This window comes from Bradyrhizobium sp. HKCCYLRH3059 (assembly GCF_051168035.1).
Lineage (GTDB): Bacteria > Pseudomonadota > Alphaproteobacteria > Rhizobiales > Xanthobacteraceae > Bradyrhizobium.
In genome coordinates, this window is sequence record NZ_JBNPUF010000002.1 from 798,176 (window position 1) to 811,927 (window position 13,752).

Genomic DNA, 13,752 nt, shown 5'->3' on the forward strand with positions numbered 1-13,752 from the left:
TCGCCTCTGATCTCAGCGCAGATTGGCTTTTTCGTTGTAGATCTTGAAGTCGACCAAGGTGCCGAGCATTTGCAGGTACGCTACCAGCGCATCCATCTCGGTCGGCGCACCCGCCTTGCCGTCGAAGTTGCGCACCACCGCCTTCGGATAGCGTTTGGTGAGCGCCTCGGCACCGGCACCGTCCGGATCGACCTGCGCCTTGAGGTCGGCGGCGGCGTTGGCGATCTGGTCGTCGGTGTAGGGCACACCCACCGCCCGCAGCGTCTTCAGGTGATCGGCGACGTTGTCGGCGTTCAGCTCGGTCTCCTTCAGGAAGGGATAGCCGGGCATGATCGACTGCGGGACGATGGCGCGCGGGTTGGTCAGGTGGGTGACATGCCAGTCGTCGGAGTACTTGTTGCCGACGCGGGCGAGGTCAGGACCCGTACGCTTGGAGCCCCACTGGAACGGATGGTCGTACATGCTCTCCGCGGCGAGCGAGAAGTGGCCGTAGCGTTCCACTTCGTCGCGCAGCGGACGAACCATCTGCGAATGGCAGAGATAGCAGCCCTCGCGGACGTAGATGTTGCGGCCGGCCAGCTCGAGCGGCGTATAGGGACGCACGCCGTCGACCGCCTCGATCGTGCTCTTCAGGTAGAAGAGCGGAGTGATCTCGACGAGGCCGCCGATCGCGATCACCAGCAGGATGCCGATGACCAGGATGATCGAGTTCTTCTCGAAGACTTGGTGTCGTTGCCAGAAAGACATGGTTGATACCTCACTCCGCCGGCTGAAGGGCGACGGGCGACTGAACTTCTTCCTCACCGACACGGACCGTCATCCAGAGATTGTAGGCCATGATGAGTGAGCCGATCAGGAACAGTGCGCCACCAGCGGCACGGATGATGTAGAAGGGGTGCATCGCCTCGACGGTCTCGATGAACGAGTATTCGAGGAAGCCGAGCGCCGTGTAGGACCGCCACATCAGACCCTGCAGGATGCCCGAGACCCACATCGCGGAGATGTAGAGCACGATGCCCAGCGTGGCCGTCCAGAAGTGCCAGTTCACGAGCTTGAGGCTATAGAGACCCTTGCGGTTCCAGATCCACGGCACCAGGCAGTACAGCGCGCCGAAGGAGACGAAGCCGACCCAGCCGAGCGCACCGGAGTGCACGTGACCGATGGTCCAGTCGGTGTAGTGGCTGAGCGAGTTGACCACCTTGATCGACATCATCGGACCTTCGAAGGTCGACATGCCGTAGAAGGCGACCGAGACGACCAGCATGCGCAGCACGGGGTCCGTCCGCAGCTTGTCCCACGCTCCCGACAGGGTCATCAGGCCGTTGATCATGCCGCCCCAGGAGGGCATCCACAGCATGATCGAGAAGGTCATGCCCAGGGTCTGCGTCCAGTCCGGCAGCGCCGTATAGTGCAGATGGTGCGGGCCGGCCCAGATGTAGAGGAAGATCAGCGCCCAGAAGTGGATGATCGACAGCCGATACGAGTAGATCGGACGCTCAGCCCGCTTCGGGATGAAGTAGTACATGATGGCCAGGAAGCCGGCGGTCAGGAAGAAGCCGACCGCGTTGTGGCCGTACCACCACTGGAACATCGCATCCTGCACGCCACCCCAGGCGATGTAGGACTTGGAGCCGAACAGCGACACCGGAAGCGCCGGATTGTTGCCGAGGTGCAGAACCGCGATCGTGACGATGAAGGCAAGATAGAACCAGTTCGCCACGAAGATGTGCGGCTCCTTGCGCTTGATGATCGTCGTCAGGAAGACCAGCAGGTAGACCACCCAGACGATCGTCAGCCAAAGATCCGAGTACCATTCGGGCTCGGCGTACTCCTTGCCCTCGGTGACACCGAGCAGATAGCCCGTGCCCGCGATCAGGATGAAGAAGTTATAGCCGATCACCACGAACCAGGGCGCGAGATCACCGGCGAGACGCACGCGGCAGGTCCGCTGCACGACGTAGAACGACGTCGCCAGCAGCACGTTGCCGCCGAAGGCGAAGATCACCGCCGAGGTATGCAGCGGCCGCAGGCGGCCGAAGCTGGTCCATGGCAGGTCGAAGTTCAGCGCGGGCCAGGCCAGTTGCGAGGCGATGATGAGGCCGACCGTGAAGCCGGCGATGCCCCAGAACATCGACATGAACGAGGCGAACTTGATCGGACCGAGATTGTAGTTCGGCCGACCATTGATCTCCTGCGGCGGCAGCTCGCCGCGCTCGAAGTAGCGGTTGAGGATGAAGAAGACGGACGCCGCGCTGGCGGCAGCCGCGAGCGAGGCGTGGAACGCGAAGGCCGTATCCAGTGCCTTCGCCGCAGCGAAGACGCACAGGAAGGCGGTGACGGCAAAAGTGAGCGACAAGCCACTTTCGCCGATGGTCATGGATTTTGTGGATGAGGACGCGCTCATGCGGAATCTCGCTGAAAGAACACGAGCCCAGCAACCACAATCGTTCACACGTGGAATTGATCGAAATCAACTTTGCGACCAGTTCGCCGGTAAACAGGCGGAGTGTTGCACGACGACGCGGTTTCGCTCGCAGACATGGCGACGGCCGGCATGCAGCGATGCATGCCGGCCGTCATTAGACGTTCGTAGCAGGCTTCGGACTCAGCGCGCCGCGCTCAATCCTTGGCGGCAGCCGCCAGCGCTCGCACGATGTCCTCGCGGGCGACGATCCCGACCACGCGGTTGTCGGCATCGGTCACGGGAAGGCTGCGGATGCGATGCTCGACCATCAGCTGCAGCACGCGCGTCAGCTTCGTATCCGGCCTGACGTAGATGAACTCGGACGTCATCACGTCGGCGACCGTCCGGTTCATCAGGTCGCTGTAGCGCGGCAGCATCTGATTCGGCGTGAAGGCAAAGCATTTCAGCACGTCGAACTTGGTGACGATGCCGATCACCTCGTCGTTCTCGACGACGGGGTAGGTGTTGAAATCGTCGCGGTCGAACATCTCGCCGAGCTCGCGGATCGTCGTCTCCCGGGTCACGGTCGTGACGTTCCGCGTCATGTAGTTGCCGGCGGTTTCCTCGAGAAATCTGTACAAGGCGGCAATCCTGTTCTCGAATGGAGCGGGTCGAATTTCAGTGCGACAGCAGAACGCAACGCTCGCTGCGCGTCATCAGATGCTCGGTGACCCCGCCGAGCACGAGCTCGCGGAATCGGGAATGGCCATAGGCGCCCGCCACGACGAGACCGGCCGAAACATCGGCGGCGACGGCGTCGAGCGTAGCCGCAACGTTGCGCCCCTGCCCCGGTTCCGCGACGCGCGCCGATGCGACGATCTTGTGACGGCCGAGCCATGCGACGACGTCCGCAAGACGCGCCGCGCAGGCGTCATATTCCGAGGCGGTCTCCGGGATCTCGGCGACCACGACGCCGCTCGCCTTGGCGAGCAGCGGCAGGGCATCGGTCAAAGCGCGGCGCGCCTCCGGTGTCTCCTTCCAGGCCACCAGTACGGTCCCGAGATCGAGGCTGCTGACGTTGTCCGGCACCACGAGCAGCGGGCGCCCGGCCTGCATGACGAGATCCTTGGGATTGGCCACCGCGAACGCATCGGACACCCCGGGCGGCACGCCGCCGGTGACGAGAATGTCGGCGGCACGGGCCTGCGCCAGCACGTAGCGCGCGGGGAAATCCACGGCGCTGCGCCAGCTCAACGACGCAGCCCGGTCACCCACTGCGGTGCGGAACTGCTGCTCGAGCTCGGCCAGTCGATTCCGCAGCGCGGCCTCACCCTGCTCGATCAGATCCTGCGCCTGCTCGCCGGTCGTGAAATACAGCGGCGGCGCGAATTCCGCGGCCGCCACGCCGATGACACCTGCGTCAAAGCGCGCCGCCAAGTCGGCCGCGACCTGAAGGCGGGCCTCATTCGGCTGACTGAGCGCAAGGCTCACCATGACAGTCGCGAACGTCATCCCGCCTCTCCAAACATTGCTTCCATGCAGCTCTTAGAGGTGAAATCACCTGCCGTGATGAGATAGATCAAGGTGCGGCGGTGAAGCACGGGCGGCAGGACACCGTTGGAACCCGGCCCAGGATCGGAGAAAGCCTTGAATTGTCGAACCAAAGTTTAAGTCGGGCCGGGTTGCAGGGGCGCAATCTGGTATAGGATACCGCGGTGGTCGGCCTCCCGGCTGCGGCGATAACGGCGAATCGGACAACGGCGAATCGATCAAAGGCCTCGAATTGCGCGACTTCACCCACCCCTTCCCGGATGCATCCGCCAGGCTCGACGACGCTCCCGAGGACGCTCGGAGGCTGGGCTTCGGCGCGTGGGATCTCGATCTGGCCTCGGGCGAGTTCTACTGGTCGGTGACGACGCGGAAGCTGTTCGGCGTGGCGGCCGATCAGCCGGTGACCTACGGGTCCTTCCTGGCGCTGCTCGCGCCCGAGGATCGCGCGCCGGTCGAGGCGGCGATCGAGGACTCGCGCCATCGGAGCACCGGGTTCGACATGTCGTTCAAGGTGTCCGGCGGCGGCCACTGGATTCGCGTGCTCGCCGGCGTGGTCCCCGACGAGGCCGGCGCGCCGCACCATCTGCGCGGCATCGCCCTCGACATCGACCAGGAGAAGCGGCTGGAGGAGACGCTGCGGCTGCGCGAGCAGCATTTCCGCTCGATCCTGGACACCGTGCCGGACGCGATGATCGTGATCGACGGCAGCGGCACGATCCAGTTCTTCAGCTCCGCGGCGGAGCGGATGTTCGGCCTCACCGAGGCAGAAGCGGTCGGCCTTGACGTCAGCGAATTGATGCCCGAGCCGGACCGCTCGCGCCATGCCGGCTACCTCACCCGCTACCATGCCAGTCGCGAGCGCCGTATCATCGGCATCGGCCGCATCGTGACCGGCCGCCGCCGCGACGGCACGACATTCCCGATGCATCTGTCGATCGGCGAGATGCAGTCCGGCGGCAAGCCCTATTTCACCGGCTTCGCCCATGATCTCACCGAGCATCAGCAGACCCAGGCACGGCTGCGGGAACTGCAGTCGGAACTGGTCCACGTGTCGCGCCTCAGCGCCATGGGCGAGATGGCCTCGGCGCTGGCGCATGAGCTGAACCAGCCGCTCGCCGCGATCAGCAATTACATGAAAGGCTCGCGCCGGCTGCTGGCCGGCAGCAGTGATCCGAACACGCCCAAGATCGAGAGCGCGATGGACCGCGCCGCCGAGCAGGCGATTCGCGCCGGCCAGATCATCCGCCGTCTGCGCGATTTCGTCTCGCGCGGCGAATCGGAGAAGCGGGTCGAGAGCCTGTCGAAGCTGATCGAGGAAGCCGGCGCCCTCGGCCTTTCCGGCGCCCGCGAGCAGAACGTCCAGTTGCGCTTTCAACTCAATCCGGAGGCCGATCTCGTGCTCGCCGACCGGGTCCAGATCCAGCAGGTCCTGGTCAATCTGTTCCGCAATGGACTCGAGGCGATGGCTCATTCCGAACGCCGCGAGCTCAGTGCGACAAATTGCAGACTCAGCGACGACTTGATCGAGGTCTCGGTATCCGACACCGGAACGGGATTCCACGACGACGTCATGCCCAATCTCTTCAAGACCTTCTTCACCACCAAGGACACCGGAATGGGAGTCGGCCTCTCGATCAGCCGGTCCATCATCGAGGCCCATGGCGGGCGCATGTGGGCCGAGAACAACGAAGCGGGCGGCGCGACGTTCCGCTTCACCCTGCCCGCGGCCTCCACCAAGGTTGAGCACGATGGCTGAACGGGCCAAGGTCTATGTGATCGACGACGACGAGGCGATGCGGGATTCGCTCAACTTCCTGCTCGATTCATCAGGCTTTGACGTCACGCTGTTCGAGAACGCGGAGATCTTTCTCGGCCGACTGCCGATGCTCCCTTTCGGCTGCGTCGTCTCGGACGTTCGGATGCCCGGCATCGACGGCATCGAGCTGCTCAAGCGCATGAAGGCCGCCGGCAGCAGCTTTCCGATCCTGGTGATGACCGGCCATGGCGACGTGCCGCTCGCGGTCGAGGCGATGAAGCTCGGCGCGGTCGATTTTCTGGAGAAGCCGTTCGAGGACGAGCGACTGGTCGCCATGATCGAAACGGCAATCCAGCAGGCCGAGCCGGCCGCGAAGAATGAATCGGTCACGCAGGACGTCCTGGCCCGCGTCGCCAGCCTGAGCCCCCGGGAGCGCCAGGTGATGGATGGACTGATGGCCGGTCTCTCCAACAAGCTGATCGCGCGCGAATACGACATCAGTCCGCGCACCATCGAGGTCTACAGGGCCAACGTGATGACCAAGATGGGAGCGAACAGCCTCTCCGAGCTGGTGCGTCTGGCGATGCGCGCAGGTGCGCTGAAGGATTGAGCTAGATCAAGCTACCTTGACAGAATCGAGTGTTATCTTGCGCCTCGGTTCAACATCACATTCTCGCGGCACGTGCGATGTCGGCTCACACAAAACCTACGGTCTACGTAGCCGACGACGATGCTGACGTCCTCGGCTCGCTGCGCTTCCTGCTGGAGGCCGATGGCTTCGACGTGCGCACGTTTCGCAGCGGCACCGCGCTGCTCAAGGCCTCGGACCACGCGCCCGTCGACTGCTTCGTGGTCGACTACAAGATGCCGGAGATCAACGGCGTCGAGCTCGCCGAACGGTTGCGCAAGCAGGGGGCGACCGCGCCGGTGGTGCTGATCACGGGGCACTATGATGACCGGCTTGCGGCGCGCGCGGCGGCCGTCGGGATCCAGGATTTCCTGCTCAAGCCGTTGCTCGACGACAATCTGGTGAAGCGGATCCGCAAGGCGATCGCCAACGACCATTCGGGTACCGCCCAGCGGGTCTCCTGAGCGGGCCGGCTACGTATATCTACGTAAGGAACCCCCCTTAAGATAACGGCCGAAATGTCCTTAACGGGAGCCGCCGTGTACCACATCGCCATCCGCCGCAAGGAGATGGTCATGCTCAATCAGTCGATTACCAATTCGGTCGTCAACACCAACGCCCCCCACGCCGTCCCCTCTGCTGTCGTCTCTCCTGCCGCCAATCCCTTTGCCGAGATCACCGGCCATGCCGGGCTCATCGCCAGCGAGTTCTCCTACAAGAAGGACGAGGAGATCTATGGCGAGGACGAGCCGGCCGAATACGTCTACCAAGTGATTTCCGGCGCCGTTCGCAGCTACAAGCTGCTCTCCGACGGCCGCCGCCAGATCGGCGCCTTCCATCTTCCCGGTGACGTTTTCGGCCTCGAATTCGGCTCCATGCATCGCCTCGCCGCCGAGGCCATCATCGATACCACCGTGCGCCTGGTGAAGCGCCGCAGCCTCGAACAGGCAGCAGGCGTCGACGTCGCGGTCGCCCGCAAGCTCTGGACCATGACGGCCGGCGATCTCCGCCATGCCGAGGACCACATGCTGCTGCTGGGCCGCAAGACTGCGATGGAGCGCGTCGCGACCTTCCTGCTCGAGATGGACCGCCGCCTCGCCGTCGCCGGCATGATGGCGCTGCCGATGTGCCGCCGCGATATCGGCGACTATCTCGGCCTGACCCTGGAGACCGTGTCGCGCGCGCTGTCGCAGTTGCACAGCCAGGGCGTTCTCGGCTTCTCCGGTGCCCGCCAGATCGTGCTGCGCAACCGCCAGCGCCTGCGCAGCATGGACGCCTGAGGCGCCCTGCCCGTTCACGCCCTGCGCCGGCGGTGCCCGGTCTCGGGCATCAGCAGCGCGATCAGAAGAAGACCTGTCAGCGCCACGCCCGACAGACCGATGAAGGCGGTGGCGCTGCCGTAGCGGTCGCTGGCGAAGCCGGCGACGACGGTGGACAGCGATCCGCCGATTCCGGACGCCGTCCCGACGATTCCCTGCGCCAGATTGAAATGCCCGCTGCCGAAGGCGACGTCGGCCACCGTCAGCGGAATCATGACGGCGAACACGGCCGCCGTGACGCCGTCGAAGATCTGCACCGCCACCAGCACGTAGGGATCGTGCACGACCGCGAACAGCGCGCCGCGCATCGCGAGCGCGGCAAACCCGAGCATCAGCAGCGGCCTGCGGCCCCATTGCTGCGCCACCGCGCCGACCGAGGGCGAGGTCAGCGCCACGATCGCCTGCGGCACCACGATGCAGAACGCGATCAGCATCGGCGCCCATTCGCTCGATTTCGTCGTCACCACGCCGGCCATCAGCGGCAGCATCGCCGCATTGGCGAGTTGCAGCAGGAACACGCCGAGCGCGAACACGAGCAGCGCGCGCTGGCGCAGCAGGCCGAGCAGATTCGACAGCCGCGCGACCTCCTTGTCCTCGTGATCGGCCCGGCCGTGCGCCCGCGCGACGTCGATCTCGCGATCGCGGATTCGCGACAACGCGATCAGCGTCGGAAAGGCGAGAATGAAGGTGACCAGGAACACGGCGCGGCTGGACAGCAGATAGCCGCAGGTGCCCATCACGGCCGCGGCCACACCATTGCCGAGCGACGCGAACCGCGCATTGCGGCCGAGCCGCTCCGCCATGCCGCGCGGCCCGACCAGGCCGAGGCTGATCGCCGCGATCGCGGGTCCCAGCACGCAGCTCGCCGCCGCATGCAACGTTGCGGCAGCCGCGACCACGGGAAAGATCGGCCAAGCCGCATAGGCCAGCGCGCAGCCGCCGATGGCCGCGATGGCAAGGCCGGCGACGCGGCGCTCGGATCTGGCCGCATCGATGATCGCGCCGCCCGGCATCTGCCCGATCAGCCCGACGACGCCGCCGATCGACAGCACCAGGCCGATCTGCGCCTGCGTCCATTTCTGCGTCGTCAGATAGACCGCGATGAAGGGACCGAAGCCGGTCTGCACGTCGGCCAGGAAGAAGATGAACCAATCCAGCCCGCGCAGGCTCTGCCGCGACGGCGCCGGTCTTGAAGTCTGGCCATGATCCTCCCCGGCATCCGGACGCGCGCCCGCCTCTGCCGCGCCGTCAGGCTCGGGCTCCCGGTCAGGCGATCTCGACGGCCGTGCAATCGGCATGGCTCTCACATCTCAACTCATCTCAACTCATGAGGCTGACGGGACAGAACATCCCCACCATGTTCCGCTGCACGCGCAGGCCGGACCGGCAATCTCACGCATCAACTCAATGATCGAAATCCCAGGGAGACAGCTTGCCGGACGCGCCGAGCACGACGACCGGCTTGTCCTCCTTGTATTCGGGCGCGGCCTTCACCTGCTCCTTGGTGAGGTCGAGCGTGACCTGGTCGCTCTTCTCGGCGATGTGCTTGAAATCGAGCGCGGTCCAGTCGACCACGATCTTGCGGCTGCCGACGCCGAGGAAGCCGCCGAAATCGATCACCGCGGCGCGCACCGTGCCGGTGAGATCGACGATGACGTCGACGATGTGGCCCATGTCCTCGCCGGTCGAGCTGCGCACGTCGCGACCGAGCACGCCATGCGCATCGCGCGCGCCGAGGATGGTAACCGAGGGCGGCGGTGCCGGCTCCTTCGCGGGCGCCGCGGCATCCTTGGCAGGCGGTGCCGGCGACGGCTGCTGCGCATGCCCGTCGCCGACATACGGACCGATGAGCAACGGCAGCGTGACGAGACAGCCGCAAGCAGCTCGGTGGAGAGCGGGTTTCAACGCCATCATTGCGCCAGCACCAGCGAGACCTGGATCTGACCGCGCCGCCGCAGCACCTCCATGGAGATGTCCTCGCCATGGCGGCGAATGCGCAGGTCGATCGTGGAGCTGCCGAGCCTGAGATCGCGCAGCACCACCCAGTCCAGGAAGGCGGGCAGCCGCGGATTGCGCAGACGGATCTCGCCGCGCGCGGCGTCGAACTCGAGCCCGAGCGCCGCCTCGAGCAAGGTGAACGGCGTCGCGCTGGCCCAGGCCTGCGGCGCGCAGGCCACCGGATAGAGCGTCGGGCCGCGATGCTTCTCGCGCCGGAAGCCGCAGAACAGCTCCGGCAGCCGGCGCAGATCCATGTAGGACGCCGCTTCGAACAGGCCGCCGAACACCTGCTCGACCGCATGCTTGAGGCCATAGCGCGACAGGCCGAGCGCAATCAGCGCATTGTCGTGCGGCCAGATCGATCCGTCGTGATAGGACATCGGATTGTAGCGCGCTTCGCCGCAGGCCACGGTGCGGATGCCCCAGCCCGAGAAGAAATGCGGCCGCAGCAGTTCGGCGGCAAGCTTGCGGGCGCGATCCTCGCGCACCATGCCGCTGAACAGCAGCTGCCCGGCGTTGGACGTCCGGACGCGGCAGGGCTGCTTGTGGCCGTCGAGCGCGAGCGCATAGGTGTTCAGATCCTCGCACCAGAAGGCGTCCTCGAACCGTTCCGCGAGATCAGCGGCCTCGGCCTGGAGCCGGTCCGCCATCTCGGCCTTTCCGAGCCGACGGGCGCAACGCGCCGCCAGCTGCTTGCCGGCAAACACATAGCCCTGCACCTCCGCAAGCGCGATGTAACCTTCCGCGAGACGTCCATCGGCATGGAACACCGCGTCGTAGGAGTCCTTCCAGCCCTGGTTGGCGAGACCCTGCTCGGAGGCGCGCTGATATTCCACGAAGCCATCGCGATCGGGATCGCCGGGGCCGTCGATCCAGCGCAACGCCAGCTCGATCGCCGGCCATAACTCCCTCAGGGTGTCGATGTCGCCGGTGCGCTCGATATAAAGCCCGGCGAGCAGCACGAACAGCGGCGTGGAATCGACGCTGCCATAATAGCAGCCGAACGGCACCTCACGCAGCGCCGCCATCTCGCCGCCGCGCATCTCGTGCAGGATCTTGCCGGGCTCGGCATCGGACAGCGGATCGGTCGTGCGCGCCTGATGCACGGCGAGCCGGCGCAGGACGCCGCGGGCAATGCGCGGATCGACCCACAGCATCTGCATCGCGGTGATCAGCCCGTCGCGACCGAATGTGGTCGAATACCAGGGAATGCCGGCATAGGGATAACGCCCCTCCGGCGTATCCGTCATCAGGATGTTCAGATCGGCCGCTGCCTGGCACAGCACCTCGTTGAGGATGTCGTTGGAGGTCTCGATGCTGGCGGCGCCAACGGTGCATCGGCGCATCTCTCGGCGATGGGCGAGCAGGCTGCGGAAAAAGGGCCGGGGCCGCTCGCCGGCCTTGGCGTTGCACATCACGGCCACGAACAGCGAGGCCGATTCCTGCGGGGCAAGGTCGAAATGATAGGTTGCGACATTGACGGTGAGATGCGTCGGACGCGGATCGAAGCTCACGTCGGTGGTGCGCAGGACATTGTCCAGGCCGCGATAGTGCAGGACCACCTCGGACGGGTCCACCAGCCGGCTCGAGCCGATGCCGCGCCGCGGCCGCACGGTGCCTCGCACCTCGAAAAGGTCGGCAAAATCATTGTCGAATGTCAGCTTGAGATCGAAGCTGGCATGGCGATCGCCATGGTTCTGCAGCCCGATGCGCTGATAGGCCGTGCCATGCCAGAGAAAGATCGTGCGCACGATGTGCAGCATATCCTTCGGCAGCACCAGGCGGCCCTGGCTGTAGATGTCGGGATTGGTGAGATCGACGGTCAGCGCGGAGTTGTCGTCGCGCAGGCTCGAGCCGAGCAGCAGGGGCTGAACGTCGTCCAGCGTCAATTCGAGCCGCGCGAGATAGCGCGTATCGGCGTTGAAGAGACCGTCCGGTCCGCCGGCCGAGGCGCCGATGTCGCCATGGCCGTCGAGGACGATGAACGTATCGTCGTGCTTGAGCGAGCGCCGCGGCCGGGACGCCGGCCCCGTCATGGGAATATAGAACGGCTGCTCGACAGGCTCGTCCGTCTGGGTGATCAACGACAGTGTGCTTGCGACTTCGGCGGACATGTTGGCCTCATGCGATGTTGAAGTGCCCAGACAACCGAGAGTGCACGTTCTCGACGCGACCCGACGCTACGATCAGGCGGCGAACTTGGCGAGCCGGTTCATCTCCTGGGTGACGAGCTCACGATACGGGCCCTCGTCCTGCATCAGCCGGTCAGGCGCTCCGTCCTCGATGATCCTGCCCGATTTCAGCACCACCACGCGGTCAAAATTCCGCAAGGTCGCAAGGCGATGCGCGATCGCAATGACGGTGCGGCCGCGCATCAGACGACTCAACGCCTCACGTATGGCCTCCTCGGACTCGCTGTCGAGCGCGGCGGTGGCCTCGTCGAGCAGAAGGATCGGCGCATCCTTGAGGAAGGCGCGCGCGATCGCGATGCGCTGGCGCTGCCCGCCCGAAAGCTTGACGCCGCGATCCCCGACCATTGTCTGCAATCCCTCCGGCAGCGTCTCGACGAAGTCGCAGCGCGCCGCGATCGCCGCCCGCAACACCTCGTCGTCGGTCGCACTCGGACGTCCGTAGCGAATGTTCTCCAGAATGGAGCGATGAAACAGCGAGATGTCCTGCGGAACCACCGAGATCGCCTCGCGCAGGCTCTGCTGGGTGACCTTGGCGATGTCCTGGCCGTCGATCGTGATATGCCCGGCTTGCGGATCATAGAACCGTTGCAGCAGCGTGAACAGGCTCGACTTGCCGCCGCCGGACTGTCCAACCAGGCCCACGCGCTGGCCCGGCTGCAGGCGCAGCGTGAAATTCTCGAACAGCTTGTGACCGCCAGGATAGTGGAAGGTGATGTTGTCGAAGGCGATGGCCGCACCGCTCTTGACCAGCGGCTCGGCCTGCGGGTCATCGCGCAGCTCGTGCGGCTGCAGCAGGGTCGCGATCGCCTCGCTCATGCGCGCCACGTGCTGGGTGACATCGACCAGCGCCACCGCCAGATCCCGCGTCGCGTTGAGAATGCAGAGGCCGAGCGTGCAGACCAGCACGACGTCGCCGGTCGTCGCCCCGCCCCGCTGCCACAGCGAGATCGCCCACGCCATGAGCGCGATCGTCAGCACGATCGTCACCGTCGCGTGCAGAATGCGCAGCTTCTCGAGGTAGCGGAGACTGCGCCCGCGTGCCTCCAACTCCCTGTCGACCGTCGCGTCGAACCGGTCGTGCTCGTGGCGCAGGCCGCAGAACGCGCGCACCAGCGGCATGTTCGAGATCACGTCGACCATCTCGCCGTCGACCATGGCCGCCTTGTCGGCGAAATCGTCATGCAGCGGCTTGCCGGCGGCCGCCAGACGGAACATCGCCGCCACCATCATCGCCGCGATCAGCAGCAGGCCGATGGCCATCGGGCCGCTCACGGTTCCGATCAGGCAGATCGCCGCGACCGTGGCGAGGCATGGCGGCAAGACGTTCCAGACGAACATGTTCTCCACGGTGAACACGGCGTTCGACGTCGCCGTGATGCGGCTCGACAGCATGCCGGGCAGACGGTCGCCGAAATAGCTCGGCGAATGCCCGGTGAGATGACGGAAGATGTCGCGCCGGAGATCTCCGGTGACACGGACGAAGGTGAAGCTCGCGATCCAGCTGGCGACACGCCAAAGAATGTTGTCGGTCGCGATCAGCGCCATCAGCAGCACGAACGCGGCCCAGACGTTGCCGCCGCCCGCAGGCCCTGCCGAGAGGCTGTCGACGAGCGATTTCACGCCATATTGCGTGCCTACCGAACAGGCAACCGCACCGATGACGGCCATCAGAATCACGAGGTGGGCGGTGGGGCGCTTGCGCAGATAGCGCATCACGAAGGGAAAGGGTCGGTGCGCGTAGCCAGAAAGCTGATCCATGGTCTTCCCGTTGATGAGCGAGGTCGTGGCGACACCTGATGCGGCCAGATGAACGACGAACGGTTTCTCGGGTTCCGTGCGCCTTCGCGGCGCAAACCTGCCCTCCGACGATGCCGCGGCAGCAGCGTTGGAGAGCGGGGATGGCA

12 protein-coding genes are annotated in these 13,752 nt (G+C 65.4%); 4 read left to right on the forward strand and 8 right to left on the reverse strand.

All coding sequences use genetic code 11. The features are described from left to right. Window positions 1-12: 12 nt before the first annotated feature. From ccoO to ACQR13_RS10560, 4 genes are all read right to left on the reverse strand, one after another. Complete coding sequence (gene ccoO, locus ACQR13_RS10545; RefSeq protein ID WP_172236801.1) at window positions 13-747, reverse strand: cytochrome-c oxidase, cbb3-type subunit II; 735 nt, start codon at window positions 745-747, stop codon at window positions 13-15. A gap of 10 nt (window positions 748-757) precedes the next feature. Beyond that, complete coding sequence (ccoN, locus tag ACQR13_RS10550) at window positions 758-2,404, reverse strand: cytochrome-c oxidase, cbb3-type subunit I (protein ID WP_316164329.1); 1,647 nt, start codon at window positions 2,402-2,404, stop codon at window positions 758-760. 215 nt (window positions 2,405-2,619) lie between these two features. Next, entirely contained in the window at window positions 2,620-3,045 is a 426-nt protein-coding gene (locus ACQR13_RS10555) for a CBS domain-containing protein (protein ID WP_315715700.1), read from the reverse strand. Window positions 3,046-3,082: 37 nt separating this feature from the next. After that, window positions 3,083-3,916: a universal stress protein gene (locus ACQR13_RS10560; RefSeq protein WP_316202302.1), complete on the reverse strand. Its 834-nt coding sequence runs from the start codon at window positions 3,914-3,916 to the stop codon at window positions 3,083-3,085. A gap of 271 nt (window positions 3,917-4,187) precedes the next feature. Here ACQR13_RS10560 and fixL point away from each other — a divergent pair, with 271 nt between their 5' ends. The 4 genes from fixL to ACQR13_RS10580 all read left to right on the forward strand — a co-directional run bounded on the left by fixL (window position 4,188) and on the right by ACQR13_RS10580 (window position 7,619). Next, complete coding sequence (gene fixL, locus ACQR13_RS10565; RefSeq protein WP_409998690.1) at window positions 4,188-5,711, forward strand: sensor protein FixL; 1,524 nt, start codon at window positions 4,188-4,190, stop codon at window positions 5,709-5,711. Further along, window positions 5,704-6,321 carry a response regulator FixJ gene (gene fixJ, locus ACQR13_RS10570; protein WP_434862805.1) on the forward strand — a complete coding sequence of 206 codons (618 nt, stop codon included), beginning with the start codon at window positions 5,704-5,706 and terminating at the stop codon, window positions 6,319-6,321. The genes fixL and fixJ overlap by 8 nt, the downstream gene beginning before the upstream one ends. A gap of 77 nt (window positions 6,322-6,398) precedes the next feature. Beyond that, window positions 6,399-6,803 carry a response regulator gene (locus tag ACQR13_RS10575; RefSeq protein WP_315715697.1) on the forward strand — a complete coding sequence of 135 codons (405 nt, stop codon included), beginning with the start codon at window positions 6,399-6,401 and terminating at the stop codon, window positions 6,801-6,803. Window positions 6,804-6,914: 111 nt separating this feature from the next. Then, window positions 6,915-7,619, forward strand: coding sequence for a helix-turn-helix domain-containing protein (locus ACQR13_RS10580; RefSeq protein WP_316186886.1), 705 nt, complete (start codon window positions 6,915-6,917; stop codon window positions 7,617-7,619). A 14-nt stretch (window positions 7,620-7,633) separates the two neighbouring features. Here the strand turns inward: ACQR13_RS10580 and ACQR13_RS10585 are convergent, their stop codons facing one another. The 4 genes from ACQR13_RS10585 to ACQR13_RS10600 all read right to left on the reverse strand — a co-directional run bounded on the left by ACQR13_RS10585 (window position 7,634) and on the right by ACQR13_RS10600 (window position 13,606). Then, a complete protein-coding gene (locus tag ACQR13_RS10585; protein ID WP_434842221.1) occupies window positions 7,634-8,956 on the reverse strand; it encodes an MFS transporter in 1,323 nt (440 codons plus the stop codon). Window positions 8,957-9,062: 106 nt separating this feature from the next. Beyond that, window positions 9,063-9,572 (reverse strand): PRC-barrel domain-containing protein, encoded by a 510-nt coding sequence (locus ACQR13_RS10590; protein ID WP_434842222.1) that lies wholly within the window; start codon window positions 9,570-9,572, stop codon window positions 9,063-9,065. Next, window positions 9,569-11,770, reverse strand: coding sequence for an amylo-alpha-1,6-glucosidase (locus ACQR13_RS10595; RefSeq protein ID WP_315754204.1), 2,202 nt, complete (start codon window positions 11,768-11,770; stop codon window positions 9,569-9,571). The genes ACQR13_RS10590 and ACQR13_RS10595 overlap by 4 nt, the downstream gene beginning before the upstream one ends. A gap of 72 nt (window positions 11,771-11,842) precedes the next feature. Continuing rightward, complete coding sequence (locus tag ACQR13_RS10600) at window positions 11,843-13,606, reverse strand: ABC transporter ATP-binding protein (RefSeq protein ID WP_315754206.1); 1,764 nt, start codon at window positions 13,604-13,606, stop codon at window positions 11,843-11,845. Window positions 13,607-13,752 lie beyond the last annotated feature (146 nt).